Genomic DNA, 24,198 nt, shown 5'->3' on the forward strand with positions numbered 1-24,198 from the left:
AATATCATTCGAATGATGTTACTTAGCAATTTAACTTCGAGGTATATATGGCACCAGCTCCCAAGTACAGTCATGAAAAGCAACTTGAAATGATTTTAAATGCCGCGGAAGAATGCATTAACGAATCATCCGTGACCGATTTCACTATGGCTAAAATCGCTAGAACAGCTGGTTTATCTATGGGGTCTGTTTATAAGCATGTGCAAAGTAAGGAAGACATTGTGCTTGCGCTCGCTCACCGAGCATTCTTACATGTCAGCGGTATTTTCAATCAAGTCTTGTCTTTACCCATTTCCACACCAGAGAAAATCCTTGCAATCGAGTTTATTGATCCCAAAAAAATGCAGCGCTTTGGGTTCGATAACGATCTGCTTTCTTATGCGACCAATGAAGCCGTGATCAGCCGCGCTTCCACAACATGGACAGAAAAAATGATCATGGCCAATACCGCCTGTGAGCAATTATTTAAGTTAGCTTTAACAGATGGTATTAACTCCGGAGAGCTCACCACTGAGCTTAATTTGTCGCAGACCATTGAAGAAATAATGATAGGCTCATGGTCTCTGTCTGTTGGCTATCAACAAGTTCAACGCGTTAAGCAATTTAGGCAAATCGGTGAAGGCACAGATTCCCTACTTGAACCGCTGTCTGAGAATGACCCTATTATTCGCAGTTCCATGCGATTTCTCAACAGTTACCCTTGGCAACAGCCACTGACCCAAGAATCCATAAAAACCATACAAACCAGTTTGGAAAACATTCACTTACGCGACCCTAAGGGGGCATTATGAACATTAAACGTTGGCTAATATCGGTACTCATTTTGGGTGTTATTATCGCCTCATTAGGCTTTATGAAATTTACTCAGATACAAGCTGCGATAGCCTTTGGCGAGTCATTCCCTGAGCCGTCAGCATCGGTAAAATCAAGTTACGTGGAACGCATCGAATACAGTAAAAAAAGTAAAGTCATTGGCCAACTACAAGCAAAACGCACCTTAGATATTCGCAATGAGTATGCCGGCTTAATTGTAAAAATAAACTATCAACCGGGTGATTTTGTGATGCAGGATCAAATCTTGTTTGAGCTAGATACCAGTATTGAACGCGCGAATCTTGCAGCCGCCAATGCAAGATTAACATTAGCAAAATCGACGCAAACACGCCTTGCTAAACTATTAGCACAAAAACGCGTTAGCCCAGACCAAGTTGACCAAGCAGACGCTGATGTCACGATAGCCAAAGCTGAAATAGCGAATTTAACCGCGGTTATCGATAAGAAAACCATCCGAGCACCGTTTAATGGACAAATCGGATTGACGCAATATCAACCTGGGCAACTTCTAGATGTAAATACACTGCTCACATCGCTCGTAGCACTTGATAACACGATATGGGTCGACTTTAAATTACCACAAACACTCCCTCAATTAATTGTAGGGGATGAGGTTAATATCCGTATCGTATCGACAAACATTAGTGAGTCTGAATTACTCACGGCAAAAGTTATCGCTAAGAGCGCCACGATTGATGTATCAGCAAGGCAACTTGCTTATCGAGCTGAACTTAAAAATAGTCAACAAAAACTGCATCATAATCAAATGGTATCAGTGGTCGTTTCTACACCAAGTAACCAAGTTCTTGCTGTGCCATCCAATGCTATCGCACGGAACCACCTCGGTGCTTTCGTCTTTACATTAAGCCAAGATGACACCAAAAATTGGCGCGCTAAATCGATTCAAGTTGAACTCGGTGAACGCCAAGGGGATTTACAAATCATCACCAACGGCTTAGCAGGTCACGAATTTATAGCAACCGAAGGGGCATTTAAACTCAAAGACCAACTGCTTGTTTATACCCAAGTTCCAGCTGACACATCGCTTAAGGGGGAGTAATGAGTGCACTACATGAAAACAAACCCTCATTTATGGATATTTTTGTTAACCGTCCGGTTCTTTCGATAGTTCTATCGTTACTCATCATTATGGCAGGACTCAATGCCGCCAATAAAATATCAATACAACAATATCCAAAAATAGAAAGTGCTTCTCTGGTCATTAATACCGTTTATACCGGTGCTTCGGCTGATGTCGTCAAAGGCTATGTCACTGAACCTATTGAGCGGGTTGTCTCCTCAGTACCAGGCGTTGATTATGTCGACTCAGTAACTACATCGGGCTTAAGTAAAGTCACAGCATGGCTTCAACTCAACCATAATACCACCGATGCATTGGCTGAAATGAGTACTCGCCTTGGACAAATTAAGTTTGAGCTGCCTACTGGCGCCGAAGACCCTGCGATTGAGATTGTTCGAGCTGACAGCCCTTATGCTGTTTTTTATCTCAATGTAGAGTCTCAATCTTTACCTCGTGGCGAAGTAAGTGACTACTTAACCAGAAATGTGGTACCGGGACTGACCGATATCAAAGGCGTCCAAAAAGTCACGCTCGAAGGGGGACGTAATCCTGCGATGCGTATTTGGTTAGACAACGACAAACTCGCTATTTATGACCTAAGTGCCAATGATATTTTTGCCGCATTACAAGCTAACAACACCATCGCAACCTTAGGCTATAGCGAAAACAAGCGTCAACGTATCGATTTGCTGGCCAATACCAGCTTAAAAAGTGTCGCTGACTTTAATAACCTTATAATTAAAGAAGTAAATGGCAGCCAATTACGACTCGGTACAGTTGCAAATGTAGAGATCGGTGAAGCACAAGGGATGGTAACGGCTCGACTTGACTATGATGACACAGTATTCCTCGCTATTTGGCCGCTACCTGGAGCCAATGAAATTGACATTGGTGATGTGCTTTACACTAAGCTAGATGAACTGAATCAGCAATTGCCGCATGGCATGCAAATTACCATTGGGTATGATGGCACATTATACATGCGTGATTCGATTAAAGAAATATTCACCACATTAGCTGAAACTGTGCTGCTGGTTGGGATTGTCGTAGTGGCTATGATGGGATCATTTAGAACTGCGCTCGTGCCACTAATCACTATTCCTATCTCTATTTTTGGCGCTGTTGCTGTTATCTCATTGATTGGTTTTTCTCTGAATCTTCTCACTATATTAGCAATCGTATTGTCTGTTGGCCTTGTGGTTGATGATGCTATTGTGGTGGTTGAAAATGTTGCTCGTCACATGCGTGAAGGTAAACCTCGGTTGCAAGCTGCTTTAATTAGCTCACGCCAATTGCTAGTTCCTGTGATCGCAATGACTTTAACACTTGCCGCCGTCTATGCACCTATTGGCTTCCTGACAGGGTTAACTGGTTTCTTATTCAGGGAGTTTGCATTTACTTTGGCAATTGCCGTGTTAATTTCTGGTGTCGTTGCTGTCACTTTATCTCCAATAATGAGTGCCTATGTCAGCCCTGAAGGAGGTAAGGAAGGTCGGTTAACACGATTAGTAAATAGCTATTTTGACCGCTTACAAAATGCGTACTTCAAGCTTTTTGACACATTGTTCAGTATGCGTCCACAACTTATTTTTATTGCCGTGATACTCTCGTTATTAGCTGTGCCTTTTTATCTATTGTCTCAAAAAGAGCTTGCGCCAATTGAAGATCAAAGTTCGATTCAAGTGGTCGTTGAGGCGCCGCCTGAATCATCTCAAGCCTACACTGCGAGCAAAATGAATGACACAGCTGAGGTTATGAATAACACCGAAGGTGGAAAGTTCACTTGGCAAATAATCACTGCGGCAGCTGGATTTGGTGGCGTAGAACTTGCTCCTTTTGAGGAGAGAGAACACTCTGTTCATGATTTATTATTCGATTTATATGGCCGCCTAGGCAGCGTGACAGGCCTGAGTTTATTCCCAATTTTACCTGCATCATTGCCAACTGCAGGCCAATTTGATGTTGAAATGGTGGTGCGTGCCAATGACGATGCCATTACGATGAAAAAGTATGCCGATGAGATCATCGCAAAAGCGAACGCCAGTGGCAGCTTTCTCTTTGTTAACACAGATTTGAAACTCGACCTTCCACAAGCCGAACTAAAAATAGACCGTGAATTAGTGGCCGATTTAGGGCTGAATTTGGCGTCAGTTAATGAGCAACTCAGTGTCTTGATGTCCAATAATTTTGTTAACTACTTTAATAAAGAAGGTAAGGCGTTTCGCGTTATCCCCGTTGTTGACAGTGGGGAGCGTTATAACCCTGAAAGTATCTTAAATATGAAAATTCGCACAGCAGATGGTGAACTCATACCCGTTTCGTCATTTGCAAGTCTTGATACGTTCACGAGTCCGAGAGTGCTCGGGTCTTTCAACCAGCAAGCATCATTTAGAATTTTTGCGGGTGTTCTACCCCATATCACCAAGGAGCAGGGTCTTGCCAATATTGAAGCCATTGCGAATGATTTATTACCGACCAACTATTCAATTGATTATGCAGGTGAGTCTCGACAGTTGCGTAAAGAAGGTAATACCATGGTTGGGGTGCTGTTTGTCTCCATGATCATTGTATATTTTGTACTCGCCATTCAATTTAATAGCTTTAGAGACCCGCTCGTCGTGTTGTTGGGCTGTGCCCCTCTGGCGTTATCGGGCGCATTAATGTTGCCATTTTTGTCATTAACAACCATCAATATTTACAGCCAAATCGGGTTAATCACATTGATTGGATTAATTGCTAAAAATGGAATTTTAATCGTCGAATTCGCCAATCACCTACAATTAGAAGGTAAATCAAAGCTTGATGCTGTAAAAGGTGCAGCAAGTACCCGTTTACGTCCAATATTGATGACAACAGGCGCAACTGTGTTAGGTCATTTTCCTTTGGTGCTGGTAACTGGTGCTGGCGCTGAAGCACGGAACAGTATCGGCATCATTCTCGTTGCAGGTATGCTAATTGGTACTTTCTTTACCTTGATTATCTTGCCGTTATTATATCAACTCATAGCAAAAGACCATCGTGGTGAAGTGGAGTCTGAGCACGCACTAACCACGACCCCAGTTCCTACGGCACTGTAAATACGTGAGAAGGCGGTACAAGTGTACTGCCTTCCTCATTCTCAACCAATAAACGACAAGAAAATCCCCGTTAGATACTAATTTTAGTGTCAACACTTAACAGCCAATTACGCACCCGATTAACTGTTATATCAAGCGATTGCACGTCATTCATTACCAAATCACTATTACTCCTAACCTGTTCAACGACCGCACAGTAAATATCTCTAAAATAGTCTTCATATTTATCTAAATAGGCCGCCAGTGAATCTATACTTTGAGCAGACGTATGGCGTCGAACAACCCGAGATAAACACAACTCTAATGGTGTATCGAGCAATACCACCGATTCGATTAGCTCATCCATAACACATCGTTGCCTGCCAAAAGGTTCTTCAATAAAAATATAACGGTGGCGCCCCGTTTCAGCAAGGTGCTTCAGTGCTAGCGTAAATTTCGGTGTATGTATTAAAGATACATTCGCACCGTCAGCAAACCAACGCTTCATATTTGCTGGATACGTGTCATTATCCACATAGCTGTCAAAGAGCAGGTAGGGCGCGTCAAATTGTTGCGCAAGCTTTTTTATAACCGATGTTTTACCTGCACCTGATGCCCCTGATATCGCAATAACACGCGTCTTGGTAGGACACCCTTGGCGTCTTGGCTTAAGCCCGATATGTTTAGCTGGCACTACAATCCGATCCATTTCTTAATCGCCCCCACAGACGCTCGAAAATACGTTTTACAGTGTTAAGCATCGTGAAAAGAGTGCCACAGCGTCTTGATACATAGACATAGCCAATGCCGCATCATATCTATCGCCCTCATCTCGCATAAATGCATGTTGTGCATTGACTTCTTGCCATTGGAAATTAATGCCCGTACGCTGACATGACGTGTATATCCGTAACCGACCTTCCATTGGCACATGCGGATCTTGTTTCCCCCATACGAAATGCACTTCACCTTGAATATCTTTCATTCTTTCCAATGATCCGTTACCAATCTCACTGGGGAGAGAATCACTGTGTATGTCTGTTGCATATAAACAAAATGCAGCTTTAATAGCGGGGTTTAATGCCGCTCGATATGCTAGATGGCCACCAATACACACGCCCATCGCGCCAACATGTCCATTGCATCCAGTTAATTGTTCGGCAAAATCGACGAGGGCCTGTGTATCACTATCATGATGTTCCAATTGCTTAGTCCATTTATCTTCATTGCCTTTATCTTTCCCTTCATCGTCATAAGCGAGTACCGTACCAATCGGATTCAACTCATGAAACACTTCAGGTACCAACACGTGAAAGCCATGGCTAGCTAAAATGGCGGCTGAGCGCGCAATCGGCGCTGTTTGTTGAAAGATTTCTGAATAAAAAATAATGCACGGATAACTGCCTTGCTCGGCGGGCTGATAATGATACGTGCGCATGACACCCGTAGGCGTTTTAATATCGTGAGTCTGGTGTGTAATTACCATAATAAAGTCACAGTTCAAAAAAATTATGGAGTAGAGTAATGTATTTAGGCACAAAAAGTAACATTATTTGTGCTCAACATGGCTCACTATGACGCTTTACGATATGCTCTTTATCTAGTTTAAGGTTATATAAATAAAATGCGCAGTTGTACAACTGCTCTAACTCAAAGGAATATAAATAAAGTAGTTGTTAACCAATGTGTTACTTTTTACTGAACACGTACTCCCTCGCAATATTCCAAGCTTATGTACTGCGTTTTTTATTGAGGATAAGATGAAAATAATCTCACCTATTTTTCGTTGGCAGCAAGGTCGTCAGCAGTCTGGTTACCATAAAATGCTACTATGTGGTGCGTATTGGCCAATAAAGTTTGATGTGTACTTACTCAAATTCCCCAAAGGCAGTGTCATACCACCACATACGGATAAAGTTGAAAAAGGCAAGCATTACAGACTAGGGGCTGTTGAACTTTGCTGTTCTATTTTTGTTCTCTTTGAGCATGCTTTTATCGCGGCGCTTAATATGTGGCCTAGTAATCTAAGCGAATATTAAGCAACAAAGAGAAAGGGATGCTCAAAAGAACCGGTAGGCAGCGCTTGATTGGCTTTTCTACTATGTTATCGGCTGACTCACATGGAATAACCATGCTACGCAGCCTCTGCCTTGTATAAAAGCCAATCAAACTGCTGCAAAAATGAACCTAAAAGATCAACAGCCCCTAAATATCATACTAAAAAAGTCGATAAAAGGTGGTCACTTTATTTGCAAACACCCTTTAGTTAACACGTCTAGAATTAAGTTATTTCGACCCGATTTATGTGAGCATGCGGTGTCAAAAGTAGAGCAAGGTACACGCTATGTATTGAGTATCGGCTGGGTTAAATCTGCAAAATAGCACGCGCCCTCGCTACAAAGTCACGGAAACATATGTCCTTATGATACGTGAGGAACTGAGCTTATCCATACATCAGGACAAGCTATAGCTAATGTGGTGCAGTGACATTCAATAAATATAGCGTATCTTGTTTCGCTGAAGTCACAACTAATAAATCTGGACGTGTTAATGTCAGTGATGAAATAGATGAAACGACTGGCGTGTTATCCAATACTACAGTTGATACTGATAAACCCGTTAATGGTTTATTTTGTAAAACAATCACACCATTGCTTTTTTCGGAAGCCGCATAGCCCCATCTTCCATCGCGCGCCATAGCTAAACTATTAACGCCTTGCAAATGCGGATGGGCCACAACCTGAATCACTTTAAATTGATTGCGTTGTGATTCTTGCAACACTAAAATTTTATCGCTACCTGAACAGGCTACATATAATTTATTTATTACCTCTACAGCTTGCATTGCTTGAGGATTTAAACATCCATACTCTTTTAAACTTATACGCTGGCTCACAGCATAATATTGTGTATCACCTTTATCTAATAAGGTCAGTGTAGAGTCGTTAAAACCAGCCACAATGAGCTTCTTCTGTCCTGTCTCTTTGTTCATTATTGGTTGCACAGCGACGGGTGAACCGAACTGTTGCTTATTGACCCCTTTATTGGCGGGTTCATTCGTTACAATTCGTCCATTGGATAACTTAAAGAAACGTACTGCGTCACTTTTGTAACTGGCTACCACAAAATGCTGCTCATCAAGCTTAAGTATACTCCATGGTGCAAGTAGCTTTAAGTTATCCAGCCCACCAACGGGCGTCGGGTCTTTGAATACGCGTTTTGCTGATAAATCATCACTTAATGAATGAACAAATTGATAACCACCTTGCTCAACTTTGCTAAAAAGTGACAGTGCGCCATCGTAAAAACTAGCAGTGATTAACCACTTGCCATTATCAAGTGCAATAACGTCAGATGCCCCTGCCAATTTATATCTATTATTATCAATATTTTTAAATGTTTGTTTGAAATACAGCTGATCATCACTGTCTAACTGGAATACAGATAATGCATCATCATCTCCACTCACTACAAAGATGGATTTCTTATCGCGAGAGGTTGCAATTTTCCGAGGATTATCTAAGCCCGATACACCATGCTGATTATTAGTAGCTTGTTGAGAGATATGTAATGAAGGAAATGAAGCGCTCATATCCACGGTTCTGGCTTCAACAAGCACGGTACACAACACACAGCTTACACCGATACATCGAGTCCATAATCTCAATACGTTTTCTATCATATCCGATACACATTTAAAAACACTGCAGACTATCAGTATTTCACAGTATCCCAAAATATATAAGTTTTTAAATTATTGAGTGTTTCACCGTTAATTAAAGATATTGAGTTTAATAAAACACGTAACTTAGAGGCTAGGTTGGGGCTCATATCAATAAACGCTAAAAAATGCCACAGACACAACCAGCCTTACTCTTTTTTGTCGCGATTACCCACACATTCACCACTGAATTATTGTAAAGGGGGTTTACGATATCTAATTGCATCATCACCAATATACAGTATGGGTTTTCGTCAACTATCTCGTATTAAAAGCAAATATAAAACAAAAGATTAGTGGCAAAGTGCTATTTTTTCTTAATATATAAACCATCAAATATGGTTTGCCATTTTTGATCTTGCGATCTGGTACGCCATACCTGACGTACTGTTCCGTCTGCATTAGGGGTCCATGTTATCCTTTCATCTAGCAAGTTACCTTCTCTATCAAAAGAAGTTCCTGTAAGTACCATTTTATTGCCTTGCAAGCCTCCTCCTAGTTGAAGCAATAGTCCCGTGTTATCAACCCAAGTCTGGTGCCAAAAATTGCGCGTAACATCATACAAACTCACACTTTCCCCACGATATCCCGACAACCCCTTATAGCGCTCTTTAATCACACATCCCTCATAGTCAATCGTGATTACATTACGTCCTGCAATTTTCCCATCCGGCGTCTTTACTTGCCAATCACCGACCCAAAAATCAAAATGTCGATACGCTTCGCTGACACACTTTGCATATACTTGCGCACTCATAAAAAAACTAAAAGCAATCACATACCAATTCATAACTTTGCTCCTTTTTTCATTAAAGAATAGTCGCCACAGTACATATTACGAATAATAATTATGATTTTAAAACAGTGAGAAATACATTCTCCGTAACACTAAAAACTTCTAAGACGCCGTTTTGAGTAAAGAGACAAAGCACAAGAAAATACACCGAAATTTACTTTTTCGTCGAAGGGGAGTTGATGGAATACATAGTACGATGCTGACTGACAGCATATAATGCCTTCAAATTTCACGGTGTAAGCTTCAATATGCTGTACAGGTAAAAAACCTTGCTTCATTCATATTATGCTTTGCACTCATATTTAGGAGATAACTTGAAAATACTCATCACGGGTTCTGCTGGACGCGTTGGGCGTGCTATTTACATTAAACTGATGCAGCTGCACCATGTTATTGGAGTAGATATCACACCGTGTTCGACGGTTGATATAGTTGCTGATATCCGTGATTTGGCACGGATTCGCCATGCATTAATCAATATTGATGTGGTGATACATTGTGCGGCCTTACATGCTCCACATGTGAATATTGCTGCTGATGAAGATTTTAATTCTATTAATATTATGGCAACTGAGCAATTAGCTTTGGAAGGTATAAAACAAGGCCTACGGCACTTTATCTTTACCAGCACCACCGCATTATATGGCTTTGCTTCAACCAAAGAGAATCAAGCGAGTTGGATTGACGAAACCATTACTGCGCAACCGAAAAGCATCTACCATACTTCAAAAATAGCCGCTGAAAAAAAATTAGCGCAACTCTCTCATTTATTTAACCTACCGGTTACTGTGCTGAGAATGTCTCGATGCTTCCCCGAGACAGCAGACTTAATGAGTATATACAGATCAACTCGTGGCATAGACGTACGGGATGTTGCACAAGCGCATGCCTGTGCCGTTGAATTGCGCCTACCGGGTTTTAAAACATACATTATATCGGGTTCAACTCCCTTTACGCCGAAAGATTGTGTAATGCTCTATACGGATCCAGGCACTCTTATTCATGAAAAAATGCCCGACTTAGCAACAGAGTTTAGACGACGTCAGTGGTCTATGCCTTGTTCACTCGACAGGGTCTATGATTCAGCATTGGCGCAAACTGAGTTACAGTGGCAACCAATGCATGGTTACCAAAGCGTGTTGACCATGCTCGATAACGAGTTACCCGAAGTGTTGCCCGTCATTAACCTCTCAAAGTAAGGAACACCATGACTTTTTCAGCAAGCTGTCATTGCGGTAATATTAACGTTACATTTGATGCTTCAATTGATTCGCTTACGAGCTGCAATTGCAGTATTTGTCATAGACTTGGTGCTCTGTGGGGATACACCCACCCCAACAATGTGTCTGTCAGTTTTCACCGCTCAGCGCCTATCAGCTATTGCCACGGGGATCAGTGTATTGAATTTCATCACTGTGCTTTATGTGGGTGCACAACCCATTACACACCAACCCATATGGGAAATACACAACGCATGGCCATGAATTTCAAAATGATAAAACCTGAGCTTTTAAAGCAAATTAGAGTACGTCACTTCGATGGTGCGAATACATGGCAATTTATTGATGAATAACGATAAATAGATAGCAATCTATTGCCATATTGGTAGGATAAATAGCACTCGACATAGACCAAGATAACAGGAGTTTTTTGTATTATGGCAGATATATTTATCACCTATCACACTTCAATTTTAATTTGCGGATTGATAGCAACACTTTTTTTATTGCAGTTGATCATTGCCGACATAGTGTTGTTTTTTAACAAGCACCAAGCGGGTCATCCTATTGAATCAGATCATCAAAGCTTTGTATTTCGTGCAACCAGAGCACATGCAAATACCAATGAAAGTATCGCCATTTATATACTACTGCTACTTTTCGGACTTCTATCACAAAGCGCCCCCGATTGGTTGGCTTTTTCATCTGGACTTTATGGCATTGCTCGGCTTGCACATATGAGTTTCTATTATATGAACCTGCAACTTGCGCGCAGTTGTGCATTCGGATTAGGGTTAGTTGGACTACTTAGTATGTTAATAACAGGACTCACTGCGTGGGTATAACTTAACACGGTTTACGATTACTTTAATACGCAACCGTAATGTACAAAAGCGCTATTAAAAATCGCATATTTATAGTTAATATAATGTTTTAACTATTCATAAGGATCACGATGTTTATTATTTCGATGACTTATTTAGTCCCATTGCATGAAGTTGAAAAACACTTAGCGGCACACTTACTATTTTTAGATAAATACTATGAAAGCGGTCTATTTCTCATCTCTGGTAGAAAACAACCAAGAACGGGGGGCATTATTATTGCTAATACAACCCAAACGATAGAGATAGAAGAAGCGTTAAAAGACGATCCATTCCAGCAGCACAAATTGGCGACCTACGAGGTCACTGAATTCATCCCTTCGAAAACGACTCATAAGTTAAATTTCTTACAGCAAATACCATAATCGCGTTCACCACCTACCTTAAATAAAGTCGTTAAAGAACATCATTAAAGAGCACCACAAAGCATCAACGGCGCTCTTTAACTGTTATACCAAAACAGTGATATTTATAACCCCGCCACACATGGCTATTTCTGCTAACTCGCCACGTTTATAGACTAATACTCACTATTAACTTTGCCATTGTAAAAGATTTGTAGTTCAACACTTTTAATCGCCTCAGAACCTCGAAGTGATTCAAGCCGACTTAATAAATCAACGTCTGTTGATATCACTTTATAGCGTACGATAACACCTGTCACTGGCTGCTTAACGAATTGCTTTATGTCTGGTGCTTGTTGTGAACCGTATAGCTCAACCACAAATTCCCCCGTGACAGTACCGATTTGACCCGTTGTAACATTGTAAACTCGATCACCCTTTTTAATTGTATGCCCTTTAAGCTTGATTCTATCTGACGGCGTAACTTGGACATGACGTACCAAAGTGCTCTCACTATTTTTAATTTTTGCACTGTAAGCATCGCCTTCAATGTGCGATTGCTTCGCCAAATCATTGGACTTTTCTTGCCTGACTTTTACCTCCGCAGGTTGATCATAAACAAACGCTGAACATCCCGACACAAGCATCAACATAAACAATAAAGTAAGTAATAAAGTATTGGAATAAATGCTCATAAGCTAAAAAACCACCTTAAAAGTAAAAAAACTTTGAAATAACGTTAAAAAGGATTCATTTTAATAAACGTCTTTATAACAATAAAACAGGGTAAATAATGAATAACATACCAAAAATAACTTTAATTGCAGCCTCGATGGTTACAATTTTAGGTACCAATACGGCTTCTGCATTAACTTACAATGCACAGTCAGGGCTAATAGATCAAGCGCAAATCAATACCAGCAGTCAAGCTGACCAGGTAAAAGCGCAACAACAAGCTCTTGCAGCACAGGCCACTGTTTCAGGTATGGCTAGCCACTATGACAAAGAACTAGGTAAAGCCACCTTTGTGTGGGCTAGCAAAGCACATACAACGCCTAACCTAACAAACATTGCCGTTGAACAGCGAAATGAATTTGTAGCTGATCATTACTTACAACAGCTGACAGGATTAAAAACCAGTAAGTCAGCTATTTTAGATGGGGCGCAATTAACAAACTTACACGAATCAAAGCGCGGCCCTGCTATAGCAAAGTATAAACAGCTTGTTGGGGGCATAGAAGTCTTCAATCGTGAGTACAACGTGATGATAGACAAAGAGTACAATCTTGTCGCTTCATCAGGTTTTGTATCACATGCTAAAGCTGCCAATTCAACCAACCCCGCTTTCACTCAATTTGGTAGTGCTGCAAAAGCAATTGGTATTGCCGCTAAAAATATTGGTGCAGAGACCAACGACCTGCAACTAAGTAACGAGAAGCTCGAAGGTCAATTCACGTCATTTACAGCGCAAGATGCCTCGGGTACTGTCAATGCATTTTCGCCTCGTGCTAAAAAAGTATTCTTTGACGATGGAACACAATTAGTCGCTGCATACTATGTTGAGGTAGAAGTCGCGCCAAAAAATAGTGTTGAGTCCGAGGCCTTTGGGTATGTGATAGCATCAAACTCCGGCAAAGTATTATTCAAAAACAACTTAATCGCGCATAGTAATGATTATACGTATCGCGTGTATGCAAACCAAAACGGCTATCCCATGGAAGGTCCACATGGCGATGTGCTCCCAAAACTAGATACAGGCCCTGACAAAACTGAAATTGAAGCTGCGCCGCTCGTTACCCTTTCGCATTATTCAAAAATCAGCACACAAGACCCATGGCTTGCTGAAGATGCAACCATGACATCAGGAAACAATGTATTTGCTTATGCTGATGTTGTTGCACCGGATGGTTTTACCGAAGGTGATTTCAGTGCAGAGCTTACATCTGCAAATACCTTCGATTACCCATATGAAGTTAGCCAATCTCCAACAAGCTTGAATAATCGCAAGTCAGCGATCGTCAATTTGTTTTACATGAATAACTTCTTACACGACTTTTTCTATGATTATGGGTTTGATGAAGCTTCTGGTAATGCGCAATTATCTAATTATGGACGAGGCGGGGAAGAAAATGACCCTTTGCATGTACAGGCACAAGATTATTCCGGCTTAAACAACGCGAATATGTCTACCCCTGCTGACGGCAGAAGCCCACGTATGCAACAATATTTATGGAATAGCAAAGATGCTATTGTCGGTACTGATTTTGCGGTGACTGTTACATCTCACTCGCAAGTAGGACTACTGCAATCTTCAAAAGTTGCTTCATTTGGACCTGTACAATATGACTTGTCAGGTATGACAGTAAGACTGAATGATAGTACTGATACCGCAACAGATGGCTGTGAACCTGCAACCAATGGTGCTGAACTCGCTGGAAAAATCGCTTTAATAGATCGAGGAGGATGTGCATTTACAGCGAAAGCTAAACACGCACAAGAAGCTGGAGCAATAGGCGTTATCATCATCAATAATGTGGATGACGGCACACCGGCACCTATGGGTGGCACCGATGACAGCGTAACCGTTGTATCTATGGGCTTAAGCTTCCAAGACGGAAAGAAAATTTACGACCTAATGGACAGCGGTGAAATGGTCACCGTAAACTTAATGAGCACCTTCCCGTTAAAAGACTCCACGTTTGATAATGGTATTATTGCGCATGAATGGGGTCACTATATTTCGAATCGTCTTGTAGGTAATGGTGCTGGTTTAAATAACTTCCAAGGCCGTGCGATGGGTGAAGGCTGGGGGGACTTCCATTCCTTAATGTTCATTGCTCTAGAGTCTGATTTAACCATTGCAGGCAACGATCAGTTCCAATTACCTTATGCGACAGGCACGTTTGTTGAGAACTTCACAACCGGTATTCGTCGTGCACCGTATTCTACAGATATGTCGGTTAACCCACTTACATTTAAGCACATTACCAGTGGGGCTGAAGTAGATGGCCTCCCACCAACAAATGGCGGTTCACCTCACGCAGCAGGTGAAGTATGGGCAAACATGCTATGGAACGTATATGTTGGCTTGATAAACAAGCATGGCTTCCAAGAAGCACAAGACAGAATGGCGACATATTTAATATCAGGTTATAAGGCAACCCCAATTTCTCCAACTTATGTTGAAGCACGTGATGCAATCTTAGCATCGGTGTATGCCACAGATATGGAAGATTTCACCATTGCCTTAAAAGCGTTCGCAGACCGAGGACTTGGTTTAGGAGCCATTGCGCCCCCGCGTAACAGCGATGATAATTCAGGTGTTATTGAATCGAACAAAACAACATTATCAGCTTTCCAAGCAACCTCTGTATCCTTGAATACAAACTATAATGGCGTTGAACTAGGTTACTGTTCAAATGACGAGATCCTGGATAAAGGTGAAACTGGGACTCTATCCGTGTCAGTTAAGAATGCAGGTGATGCCACATTAAATAGTATTTCAGCTAAAGTGGTCGTGACAAGTGGTCACAACGTAACACTTGAAAATGACGGTATGATCACGTTTGATGCTTTAGCACCATTTACCTCGGCCACAAGTGTGCCATTGATGGTGACACTCAATGAGGCTGGCACCGCTGAGAACCTAACATTTGAAGTCACTTTTGAAGGTGAAGAGGTTGTCGGCGAAACCAAGATGGAAATTTCATCTACGGTCAACTACGACTTTAAAGTCAAAGCACATCAAGGAACGTCGGCATCAGTCGATATGGAAGGTTACAATCTCTTTGCTGACTTTAAAGAACATGTAATGACAGGCGGTGACTTAGCGAAAGGCACGCAAAACTTCAACGCAAGCAATACGGCACTCTTCTCAGCAGGTAACCCTGGTGTCGAGTTTGGCGAACAAACGATGTTCCTTCGTAATAATGGGTTCGAGTCAGATGTTGCTGTTGAAACTAAAAACTTTGAAGTCGGTTTCGGTAATGATTTCTCCATCAGCTTCTGGCACTTATATCTATTAGAAGACAATTGGGATGGTGGTGTACTTGAAATCAGCATTAACAATGGAAATTGGGTGGATGTGACATCTGAGATTGCAGGTGGGACTTTCGATACAGGCTATAACACCGCCGCGTTGATTGAAAACCCACAACAAGCACTACAGGACCGTCCTGCATTTACTGGCTCAAACTTCACAGCAGAAAGCACAGGAAATATGGAAAAAGTGAGTTTTGGTGACCACTTAAATGGCCAAACGGTAAAATTTAGATTCCGCATTTCCGCAGATGGTGGCGCAGCCGAAACAGGTTGGTTCATTGACCAAGTAAAATTTGACAATGTGTCATCTTCACAGTTTCATTCAACTGTGGCGGGCGATGCAAATGCATGTGACAACGTAGCACCGATTGTCAGTACACCTGCATCTGTCGATGTAAATGAAACTGCAACAGCCACTATCGCTGCAACTGTAACAGATAGAGATACAGAATCACTGACTTACGCTTGGGTTCAAACTGAAGGTCCTGAAGCGACGCTAAGTGGGCATGATTCAGCAACGCTTTCAGTAACACCACCGAGCATAACTGAAGACACAATGTTAAAATTTGAATTGACCGTGAGTGATGGTTCAACGCACGTGAAGGCTGAAACAGTTGTGAATGTTACCAATGAGACGCCTGTAGTAACACCACCTACACTACCGAATAATAGTAGTAATAGCTCAGGTTCCATGGGTTGGTTTGCATTATTGTTTGCCGCAGCTGGACTTATTAGACGCCGTAAATAAGTAAATTTAATTCATTTACCAAATAAAAAGACAGAGCCCATTACAGCTCTGTCTTTTGTTTCACAATAAGGTTTACACTAAACCCTTTACATATGGGTATCGTTAGTCGATTAACATCAACTGACTTACGTTACGAACACCTGGGTGACTCATATAGTTGTTCTTAATCCCCTCAACACGTAACCGTTTTCCGATTAAAGCTACATTGAGTAATGGGCTATACATAGTGCGTTGGGATGATTCTAGTTTGATGTACAACGATTCACTATTGTTAGTGTCATCTGTCAGCTCAAGTGCATACTTGCCATTGACGCCACGTGTTATTTTACCTTCCACAGTGACAGGCTCACCATTGGCCAACGCTAAAACCTCACTCACAGACATACCAGAACCGCTTACAGGGTCACTACCCGCATCATCGGTGATACGTAATTTAGAAACTTGACGTACACCCGCTTGACTCATATAGCTGTCGCGCACACCGTTAACAACCATAATTGCATTAAGCAACTCCGGATTTAATTGTGGACTAAACTGGTTTCGCTGGTCACTTTCTAACTTCACATTAATGGTAAAGCTGGCATCATTAATGTCCTCTAACACCAATGCATAAATACCATTTAGGCCAGACTTAACACGACCTATTATCTCAAAAGACTCCCCCTGCGCGGTATTCAATGCTTGTTCGATTGATAAAGCTGTAGGTGCAATTTGAATATCACTGACATAGCGAACTCCCGCTTCACCCATATAACTATTGCGTTTGCCCGTAACGATAATATTCTTATTCAAAATCGCAGGATTTAACTGAGGGTTGAAATCAGCGCGTTGGCTACTTTCAAGCTTCACAAAAATATGTTTAGAAGGTGAATTTACATCACTAAGCTCTAACCCATAAATACCATTTACAGCTGCCGTTACTTTACCCATCACAACCAATGCTTCACCTTGCGTTGCGGCTAATGCTTCAACTACCGATAGGGTGCCACCTGGGGTTGGTGTCGGATCTGGATCAGGGTCTGGGTTCGTTTGTGAATCACCATTAGGTGCATTAAACGAATTATATTTATAGGTATCAGTATTCCAAGGATTAAACCCACTAGCAGGCGTCCCCCATGGCTGGCCATTATTTGGATCCGCCATTTCTTGCGATGCCATTGGGGTTGGTGTTACAAAGCCACTATTATGGCCATTATTATTATCAAAATATTGGTAACTTTCAGGTGTTGCTAACCAATTAATAATATTCACAGCAAGTGTCGCTGCATTACCTGCATCCGTCCAACCTGGGTAGGTCTTTTTACTATTGCCAGTATCCTGGCGACGGTATTTCGGGCTTGCATCTTCGATAGGAGACGAATCTCCAATGAACGCTGCTTTACCCGCCCCCGATTTCGCAATGGCGACGTAAGGACCTTCCGCTTTACCACCAAAGTACAACCCTTGATCCTTTGCATGTCTCCATTTAACTGGATTATCTGATTCTGAGAAATACACCAACCCCTTCGCTTTTTGTGGATCAACAACCGCCAATGTAGCCCCAGCCGCCATTAGAATAGGTTGCACTCCTTGTGTGATCCCCTCTGTTTGTGTACTTGGCTCAACACCACTGACACCTTGCTTGTAGTCGACGCCATTAAATCGAAACCGGATCCCAAAGTTTTCAACTAACCAACCCGCATTTGCTGATTTAGGGTTACGCCAATCACCATATTCTCCACCCAAGTTATATTTGCTTAAATCAGAGCGGTTGTAACCATTGAAAACCTCTGTTGCATCCCATGTATTAAGGTTACGATCTGCATCGTAATGATCCGCAACAAAAAACACACCTTTACCCGCAGCCACATATTGCTCTAGTGCTGCTTGCTCAGCCATAGTAAATGGTCTATTGGTTTCTGCTAAAACGAACACATCAGAATTTTTTATTGCGTCAAAAGTAATAACCGCCTCATTTTGCGTATTATTATTACTTCTATCATCATGAAAGCGGATCACACCATCATTATTTAAATCGATGCCACGATACTCTTTAACGGTATAGCCTTGCTGCACTAATGCGTCTGCAAAGTCAGAAAAAGCCCCATCAATCACCCAGTCTGCGTTGCCTTCAACGCCGCCATGAGATACATCGAAATATATGGTTTTACCATTATTGGTCTGCGCGGATGGTGTTTTTACTGGTGCTGTTTTGTTCCAGTCATATGCTGCTGCCTGTACGCTGCTCATTGATGAAAACAAACCTACAGTCAACATCATCGCCAACGTCGTTTTATTCATACTAATCATTCTTCAATTCCCGTTGAGTGTGTTATGTAATGAAAATATCTGTCATACCGGCTTCATCCGGTACGATTAAAGTAAGAGCAGACACTGAATCTGCTCTTAAAATAAGGACTAATTATTAGGTTGGGTTAAATCAAGTTTATAAAGTGCAAAGCCGTCTTCATTGGTCTCATTCAAAGCTTGAATATGCCCAAATTGATTACTATAAGCTTTTGCATCTAAACTGTTTGAACTAAAAAACTGAATGTCACTGTGGCTGTTTGGGGCAAACTCCCAGTTCATATCCGCCGATGGGTCAAGTCCTTTTCCAGCATTCTTCTGACTCTGGTAAGCAATATAATCAGCAACAACCTGACGGTTTTCATTGGGTGAATCAATGACAATTTTATTAGCCGCAATATTAGGGAAATTACCGCCACCAGAGGCTCTGTAGTTATTTGTTGCGACCAAAAACTGCTGCGTAGCGGTTACTGGTTTGCCTTGATATTGTAACGACACAATACGCTCACCATCGGATACTTTCACTCCTTTGCTGTTATATCTAGCGGGTTGTGCAACATCAATTTTATAAGTTACCCCATCGATCACATCAAAGTTATACGAGGGAAACGCTGGGTTAATCAATACTTGTGTCGTGGTACTGTGCACATCAATTTGATTAAATTGTCCGGCCGACATTTCCAGCCATTCTTTAACTTCTTGGCCGCTAAGCTTCAGTACCTTAAGCACATTTGGATAAATATATAGGTCTGCAACATTGCGATATGCAATGTCCCCTTGGGCAATGGATGTATAGTCGTCTGCGCCACCACGCCCAGCTCGAAACGGCGCTCCTGCCGATAAAATCGGTAATTCGGCAAGCTCTGTGCCCTGAACTATTTTTTGTGTGTACCAAGTCTGCGCATCCGTTACAATTTGTATTGATGGATCATCGTTTACTAATGCAAAAAAACTATTTACAGGTCCCGTTACTTTGGCAAATGGTTCATTAACCCAGCTTCGAGTTTCGGCGTGTTCGTGAGTCACTGCGGCTTCAACTTCAGGATCATTCTCAACCAATGCGATAGTTTGACGATTATCATCTGTCTCATAAATCGCTTTAAGTGATGACTGTGAATCACTCACTTGCCATTGACCATCATCATATTGCAACGTCAAATCTATTACGCCAAGGTGATTACCCCAAAACCCAGGCATAACCGCTGCAACACCATTCACAGTCCCTTTTTCTATATCTATGCCTTTGTCACTCATCCCCTCATAACGGCTACCTGGGAAATTGGCATGTGCATGACCAAATAATATTGCGTCAATACCTGCCACCTTAGATAAGTGATAACTGGCATTTTCTTCCATGGTTTTATGCTCGGCGATATCCAAACCTGAATGTGGAATGGCAATCACAATGTCTGCCCCCTCTAACTTCATTTGAGGTACATACTTATTGGCCATCGCAACAATATCTTTGGCAATCACTTTACCTTCTAGATTTGCTTTATCCCACTGCATGATCTGTGGCGGTACAAACCCAATAAAACCAACATTGACAGTGTGACTATTACCCTCAGTATCTTTAAATGTTTTTTCTTGAATTAAATAAGGGGAGAAAAGTGGCTCGTCATTGTGCTCGTCAGCATCACCGTCATCGATAAAAACATTGGCGGAAATATAGGGAAAATTAGCATCATTGATTGCTTCTTTTAAAAAGTCGATGCCAAAATTGAATTCATGATTACCAATATTAGCCACGTCATAATTTAACGTGTTCATCGCTTTATAGACAGGGTGCACATCACCTGCCTGCAAGCTTTTAACCTTCGCCATATAATCGCCAAGCGGACTACCCTGAATTAAATCGCCGTTATCAACCAATACCGAGTTGGTCGCCTGCTCCCGGGCTTGATGAATTAAAGCAGCCGTTTTTACCAAACCTACTTTATCGTCTTGCTTGTCCGCAAAGTAATTATAGTTAAGTAAATTCGCGTGTAAGTCCGTGGTTTCTAATAAACGCAGCTCTATTTGCGTGCCTTGTACTGGGGTTGGCACTGGTGCATTTATTTCATGGTTATTATCTGAGCCTGAACACCCTGTAAATAATACAGAAGTACCGCATAAAACAGCCAATTGCAGTAGTTTTGTTTTCATAATCCCTTCTCTTTTATCGGTTTTAGAGACACCACTATAGAAGGAAAAAAAGACAATTAGGCTAATAAATCGTGGCAAATTGGTGCCAGATTTATGACAAATGATAGTGCTCGATGATGTGCACAACACTTGATTTACATTACAATAACACCTTCGATAACGAAGCTAAAGTAGCGAGAAAAGTGTGCTATGACCCACGTGATTGCGTCATTGATCTAGTCATGGCACTATTTTGTGCAATATATAAAAACGGTACAAAAATAGACTGGTGCAACTGCGCATATCTGTTGCACCAGCTCCATTGTTTAGCGCAATGATCTAATGGTGATGTTCAGCACTGTCATCATGGCTATGACTGCGCCTCTCTAAATTTTGAGGCCTTGTAAAACTGCTGTCTAAACTGCCCTTGAAGCAACCCAGCACCCATGGGAATGCATTGGTCACATAGTAACCATACTGCCCATCAATACTCATACCGTTACACTCATCAAGATCACCCGCATTTACTTGATACTCCCAATCACCTCTAAATTGCCCATCGTAATTATTACTCGAGACGGCACCTGTGCCACCGACAGGAGTCGTATAGCCAGTCACGGCTTGACGTACCCCACCACTATTTTTTAAAACATAACTAGACGTTGCTTTTCGAATATTGCCGGTAGCCGGGTCTTTGAAACAGCTACCGTATATTGGATAACCATCTGCTGCAAACCCAATTACTGCTGATGCTCTGCTGCCACATGTTTGACTGAACATCGCAACAGGGTTGCCATGATAGTGATATTTTCCTGATGGTTGAGTATGCGCATTGTGGACATCAGTCCCAAAGGTACTTAAGGGTGACATTGGGTCATAACGCCATGGATTATCATTTTGATCTGCACCACAGCCTATTTTTTCTCTACCAATTGGCTCATTGCCTACGCCATAACAAGCAGCCGGCAACAAATCCAAGGTCACACCATTAAGTAATATGCCCTCCGTGATCCCAATCCCTTGCGGAGTAATCGTCGCAGCTGGACTCGCCGTAATTGGTAAAGTGTACACTAGATTTTGTGCGGATGTGTCTGTTGCAAAAGACGCAGTATTATCATTAAAGTCATGATTAGGAATGGCATTCATTGTGATGGTGCATGTTGTATTACCCACACTCATTACCACATCACCAGTGAAATCTGCCGACCTTTTTATATCCGTCACATTCGAAAAGTAACTGCCCTCATAGTTCCGGCAACTTACCGCTTCATTGGTAAAAATTTTGTCCGTAATATTAACGTTCGTATTGCTGGCCGTTACTTTCACAATATCCGCCGTTGATACGCTCCCCCCTGCAACGACCGTTAAGCTCAGTTCAAAGGTCCCACTAATATCAGCATTGAACTCGATACTGACCTGATCCGCGCTATTTAACTCAACCATACTATTATCCGGCTTATTCACAATCTGCCACTGGTACGTCAAATCAGCTCCCGTACTCTGAGCGCCATCCAACGTTACAAAATCCCCCACAGTGACGTCCTGATCTGCACCGGCATGAGCAACTGGGAGTTGAGCCTGTGCAGTAATAACGACTATATCCGCGATAGAGTTTAACTTTCCATCATTCACAACGAGAGAAACTTGATATGTGCCCGCCAAATCTGGCGTAATTTGGACTGATTGAGAAGTCGTATTAGAGAGCACCGTGTTACTTTGTGCTGGTTTACTAACAATGTTCCACAGATAACTCAGCGTATCGTTGTCAGGATCGCTACTCAGTGACCCTGAAAGCATGACAACCTCTGAAACCGTAATTGATTGATCATTACCCGCGTTTGCTACCGGAGCTTGATTGGTATCTCCTGCCGACACCGTAATAACCGCAATATCTTGCATCGAGTCAACTTGACCGTCATTCACAATTAAGCCAACTTGATAACTCCCCGCTACATCTGTATTAAATTGTGCATTGACCGTCTGAGCGTCAGAAAGCACGGCATTACTGCCATCGGGTTTAGTCACAAACACCCAGTTATACGTTAATTGATCCCCATCAGGGTCTTGACTCGCAATGCCTGATAAAGAAACTAACTGACCCAACGGAACTTGTTGGTCAACGCCCGCATTCGCAATTGGTGGTTGATTTATGACCGCAGGCATCACTGTAATCGAGACACTATCTTGCGCCGAATCAATAAGGCCATCATTAACAATCAGCCCAACTAAATAGCTACCAGCAACATCGGCTGTAAACTCGCTGCGAATTGTTTCAGCATTAACCAAGGTGACAGAACTTCCTGTTGGCCTAGATAAAAATGTCCATTGATAGCGTAGCTCTGTCCCGTCAGGGTCTACACTTGCAGAACCCGACAACATCACCAACTGGCCCAATGTGACTTCTTGATCACTCCCCGCACTCGCCACTGGGGCTTGGTTTACCAGTTCCGCACTCACAGTCACCGTGTCTTGCGCAGAGTCAACCGAGCCATCATTCACAATAAGACCCAGTATGTAAGTACCCGCAACATCGGGGGAAAAAGTAACCAAGCTTTGTGCCGAACTGTCCAAACTCGCTTGGCTAGTACTAGGCTGGCTCATAATTCTCCAGTTAAATGACAAAGTATCACCATCAACATCAGAACTCTGTGAACCATTAAGTGTTACTTGCTCACCTACGGACACAAACTGGTCCGCCCCTGCCACCGCAGTAGGGGCCGTATTATTAACCACACTTCCCGTATCACCTGGAACTGGCGTTGATCCGGAGCCGTCACTTCCCCCACCACAGCCACCTAATACGCTCGCACAGAAAAATATCAAACTTAGAAGGGTTTGCTTTGTCATAATGTGCTCTCTGTCATATCTATCAAGTAAGTGTTGGCAAAAAGTACCGCAATTGCCACAACCATAATGGGGAATTTAGAAAGTAAATGTGCAATAATTATGCATAATGAAGAAAAAGGGATCACCCCTAAAGCAACCTAATTAACCTCAGGTTTGGATAACGGTTTTGGAATAGGAAACATTTTGAAAACAAACTTACGTACAATCCAATGATGA

The 24,198-nt window shown here is 42.0% G+C and carries 17 protein-coding genes and 1 pseudogene; 10 read left to right on the forward strand and 8 right to left on the reverse strand.

The genetic code is table 11. From position 1 onward, the window contains the following. The first annotated feature begins 47 nt into the window (after nt 1–47). The 3 genes from J8L98_RS20080 to J8L98_RS20090 are packed head-to-tail and all read left to right on the forward strand — an operon-like array spanning nt 48 to nt 4,992. Nucleotides 48–791 carry a TetR/AcrR family transcriptional regulator gene (locus J8L98_RS20080; RefSeq protein WP_210997900.1) on the forward strand — a complete coding sequence of 248 codons (744 nt, stop codon included), beginning with the start codon at nt 48–50 and terminating at the stop codon, nt 789–791. Further along, nucleotides 788–1,894 (forward strand): efflux RND transporter periplasmic adaptor subunit, encoded by a 1,107-nt coding sequence (locus J8L98_RS20085; RefSeq protein WP_210997901.1) that lies wholly within the window; start codon nt 788–790, stop codon nt 1,892–1,894. The genes J8L98_RS20080 and J8L98_RS20085 overlap by 4 nt, the downstream gene beginning before the upstream one ends. Further along, entirely contained in the window at nt 1,894–4,992 is a 3,099-nt protein-coding gene (locus J8L98_RS20090; protein ID WP_210997902.1) for an efflux RND transporter permease subunit, read from the forward strand. Before J8L98_RS20085 ends, J8L98_RS20090 begins: the two co-directional genes overlap by 1 nt. Before the next feature lie 70 nt (nt 4,993–5,062). Here the strand turns inward: J8L98_RS20090 and J8L98_RS20095 are convergent, their stop codons facing one another. Both J8L98_RS20095 and J8L98_RS20100 read right to left on the reverse strand, forming a co-directional pair. After that, nucleotides 5,063–5,680, reverse strand: coding sequence for a hypothetical protein (locus tag J8L98_RS20095; RefSeq protein ID WP_210997903.1), 618 nt, complete (start codon nt 5,678–5,680; stop codon nt 5,063–5,065). Nucleotides 5,681–5,716: 36 nt separating this feature from the next. After that, entirely contained in the window at nt 5,717–6,457 is a 741-nt protein-coding gene (locus J8L98_RS20100; RefSeq protein ID WP_210997904.1) for a dienelactone hydrolase family protein, read from the reverse strand. Between the two features lie 274 nt (nt 6,458–6,731). Here J8L98_RS20100 and J8L98_RS20105 point away from each other — a divergent pair, with 274 nt between their 5' ends. Together J8L98_RS20105 and J8L98_RS20110 are read left to right on the forward strand one after the other, a co-directional pair. Then, nucleotides 6,732–7,010, forward strand: a complete 279-nt coding sequence (locus tag J8L98_RS20105; protein WP_247682636.1) for a hypothetical protein — start codon at nt 6,732–6,734, stop codon at nt 7,008–7,010. Between the two features lie 166 nt (nt 7,011–7,176). Further along, nucleotides 7,177–7,353 (forward strand): annotated as a pseudogene (locus tag J8L98_RS20110) (2OG-Fe(II) oxygenase); the annotation flags it as partial. An 88-nt stretch (nt 7,354–7,441) separates the two neighbouring features. Here the strand turns inward: J8L98_RS20110 and J8L98_RS20115 are convergent. Continuing rightward, nucleotides 7,442–8,653 (reverse strand): hypothetical protein, encoded by a 1,212-nt coding sequence (locus J8L98_RS20115; RefSeq protein ID WP_210997906.1) that lies wholly within the window; start codon nt 8,651–8,653, stop codon nt 7,442–7,444. Between the two features lie 346 nt (nt 8,654–8,999). Further along, nucleotides 9,000–9,482, reverse strand: coding sequence for a hypothetical protein (locus J8L98_RS20120; protein WP_210997907.1), 483 nt, complete (start codon nt 9,480–9,482; stop codon nt 9,000–9,002). 320 nt (nt 9,483–9,802) lie between these two features. On the opposite strand from J8L98_RS20120, the gene J8L98_RS20125 reads away from it, so the two are divergent. The 4 genes from J8L98_RS20125 to J8L98_RS20140 all read left to right on the forward strand — a co-directional run bounded on the left by J8L98_RS20125 (nt 9,803) and on the right by J8L98_RS20140 (nt 11,957). Next, the gene (locus J8L98_RS20125; RefSeq protein ID WP_210997908.1) at nt 9,803–10,687 is read left to right on the forward strand and encodes an NAD(P)-dependent oxidoreductase; all 885 of its coding nucleotides are present in this window, start codon (nt 9,803–9,805) and stop codon (nt 10,685–10,687) included. 8 nt (nt 10,688–10,695) lie between these two features. Next, entirely contained in the window at nt 10,696–11,061 is a 366-nt protein-coding gene (locus tag J8L98_RS20130; protein ID WP_247682637.1) for an aldehyde-activating protein, read from the forward strand. An 84-nt stretch (nt 11,062–11,145) separates the two neighbouring features. Then, complete coding sequence (locus J8L98_RS20135) at nt 11,146–11,553, forward strand: MAPEG family protein (protein ID WP_210997909.1); 408 nt, start codon at nt 11,146–11,148, stop codon at nt 11,551–11,553. 110 nt (nt 11,554–11,663) lie between these two features. After that, nucleotides 11,664–11,957, forward strand: coding sequence for a YciI family protein (locus tag J8L98_RS20140; protein ID WP_210997910.1), 294 nt, complete (start codon nt 11,664–11,666; stop codon nt 11,955–11,957). A gap of 155 nt (nt 11,958–12,112) precedes the next feature. Here the strand turns inward: J8L98_RS20140 and J8L98_RS20145 are convergent, their stop codons facing one another. Then, on the reverse strand, nt 12,113–12,631 hold the full coding sequence (locus J8L98_RS20145; protein ID WP_210997911.1) for a hypothetical protein: 519 nt from the start codon (nt 12,629–12,631) through the stop codon (nt 12,113–12,115). Nucleotides 12,632–12,729: 98 nt separating this feature from the next. Between J8L98_RS20145 and J8L98_RS20150 the strand changes: the two genes are divergently transcribed. Continuing rightward, nucleotides 12,730–16,725: a rhombosortase-dependent M36 family metallopeptidase gene (locus J8L98_RS20150; protein WP_210997912.1), complete on the forward strand. Its 3,996-nt coding sequence runs from the start codon at nt 12,730–12,732 to the stop codon at nt 16,723–16,725. 102 nt (nt 16,726–16,827) lie between these two features. Here the strand turns inward: J8L98_RS20150 and J8L98_RS20155 are convergent, their stop codons facing one another. The 3 genes from J8L98_RS20155 to J8L98_RS20165 form a co-directional block, all read right to left on the reverse strand. Further along, nucleotides 16,828–19,005 (reverse strand): DUF6359 domain-containing protein, encoded by a 2,178-nt coding sequence (locus J8L98_RS20155; RefSeq protein ID WP_247682638.1) that lies wholly within the window; start codon nt 19,003–19,005, stop codon nt 16,828–16,830. Nucleotides 19,006–19,122: 117 nt separating this feature from the next. Further along, complete coding sequence (locus J8L98_RS20160; protein WP_210997914.1) at nt 19,123–21,156, reverse strand: bifunctional 2',3'-cyclic-nucleotide 2'-phosphodiesterase/3'-nucleotidase; 2,034 nt, start codon at nt 21,154–21,156, stop codon at nt 19,123–19,125. A 318-nt stretch (nt 21,157–21,474) separates the two neighbouring features. Further along, a complete protein-coding gene (locus J8L98_RS20165) occupies nt 21,475–23,982 on the reverse strand; it encodes a YHYH protein (RefSeq protein WP_210997915.1) in 2,508 nt (835 codons plus the stop codon). Nucleotides 23,983–24,198 lie beyond the last annotated feature (216 nt).

It is taken from the genome of Pseudoalteromonas sp. MMG013, assembly GCF_018100885.1.
Lineage (GTDB): Bacteria > Pseudomonadota > Gammaproteobacteria > Enterobacterales > Alteromonadaceae > Pseudoalteromonas > Pseudoalteromonas aurantia.

Bases quoted from the DNA above. Each gene is read 5' to 3' on its own strand.
- J8L98_RS20080 (WP_210997900.1), top strand. From the start codon at position 48: ATGGCACCAGCTCCCAAGTACAGTCATGAAAAGCAACTTGAAATGATT.
- J8L98_RS20085 (WP_210997901.1), top strand. From the start codon at position 788: ATGAACATTAAACGTTGGCTAATATCGGTACTCATTTTGGGTGTTATT.
- J8L98_RS20090 (WP_210997902.1), top strand. From the start codon at position 1,894: ATGAGTGCACTACATGAAAACAAACCCTCATTTATGGATATTTTTGTT.
- J8L98_RS20095 (WP_210997903.1), bottom strand. From the start codon at position 5,680: ATGGATCGGATTGTAGTGCCAGCTAAACATATCGGGCTTAAGCCAAGA.
- J8L98_RS20100 (WP_210997904.1), bottom strand. From the start codon at position 6,457: ATGGTAATTACACACCAGACTCACGATATTAAAACGCCTACGGGTGTC.
- J8L98_RS20105 (WP_247682636.1), top strand. From the start codon at position 6,732: ATGAAAATAATCTCACCTATTTTTCGTTGGCAGCAAGGTCGTCAGCAG.
- J8L98_RS20115 (WP_210997906.1), bottom strand. From the start codon at position 8,653: ATGATAGAAAACGTATTGAGATTATGGACTCGATGTATCGGTGTAAGC.
- J8L98_RS20120 (WP_210997907.1), bottom strand. From the start codon at position 9,482: ATGAATTGGTATGTGATTGCTTTTAGTTTTTTTATGAGTGCGCAAGTA.
- J8L98_RS20130 (WP_247682637.1), top strand. From the start codon at position 10,696: ATGACTTTTTCAGCAAGCTGTCATTGCGGTAATATTAACGTTACATTT.
- J8L98_RS20135 (WP_210997909.1), top strand. From the start codon at position 11,146: ATGGCAGATATATTTATCACCTATCACACTTCAATTTTAATTTGCGGA.
- J8L98_RS20140 (WP_210997910.1), top strand. From the start codon at position 11,664: ATGTTTATTATTTCGATGACTTATTTAGTCCCATTGCATGAAGTTGAA.
- J8L98_RS20145 (WP_210997911.1), bottom strand. From the start codon at position 12,631: ATGAGCATTTATTCCAATACTTTATTACTTACTTTATTGTTTATGTTG.
- J8L98_RS20150 (WP_210997912.1), top strand. From the start codon at position 12,730: ATGAATAACATACCAAAAATAACTTTAATTGCAGCCTCGATGGTTACA.
- J8L98_RS20155 (WP_247682638.1), bottom strand. From the start codon at position 19,005: ATGAATAAAACGACGTTGGCGATGATGTTGACTGTAGGTTTGTTTTCA.
- J8L98_RS20160 (WP_210997914.1), bottom strand. From the start codon at position 21,156: ATGAAAACAAAACTACTGCAATTGGCTGTTTTATGCGGTACTTCTGTA.
- J8L98_RS20165 (WP_210997915.1), bottom strand. From the start codon at position 23,982: ATGACAAAGCAAACCCTTCTAAGTTTGATATTTTTCTGTGCGAGCGTA.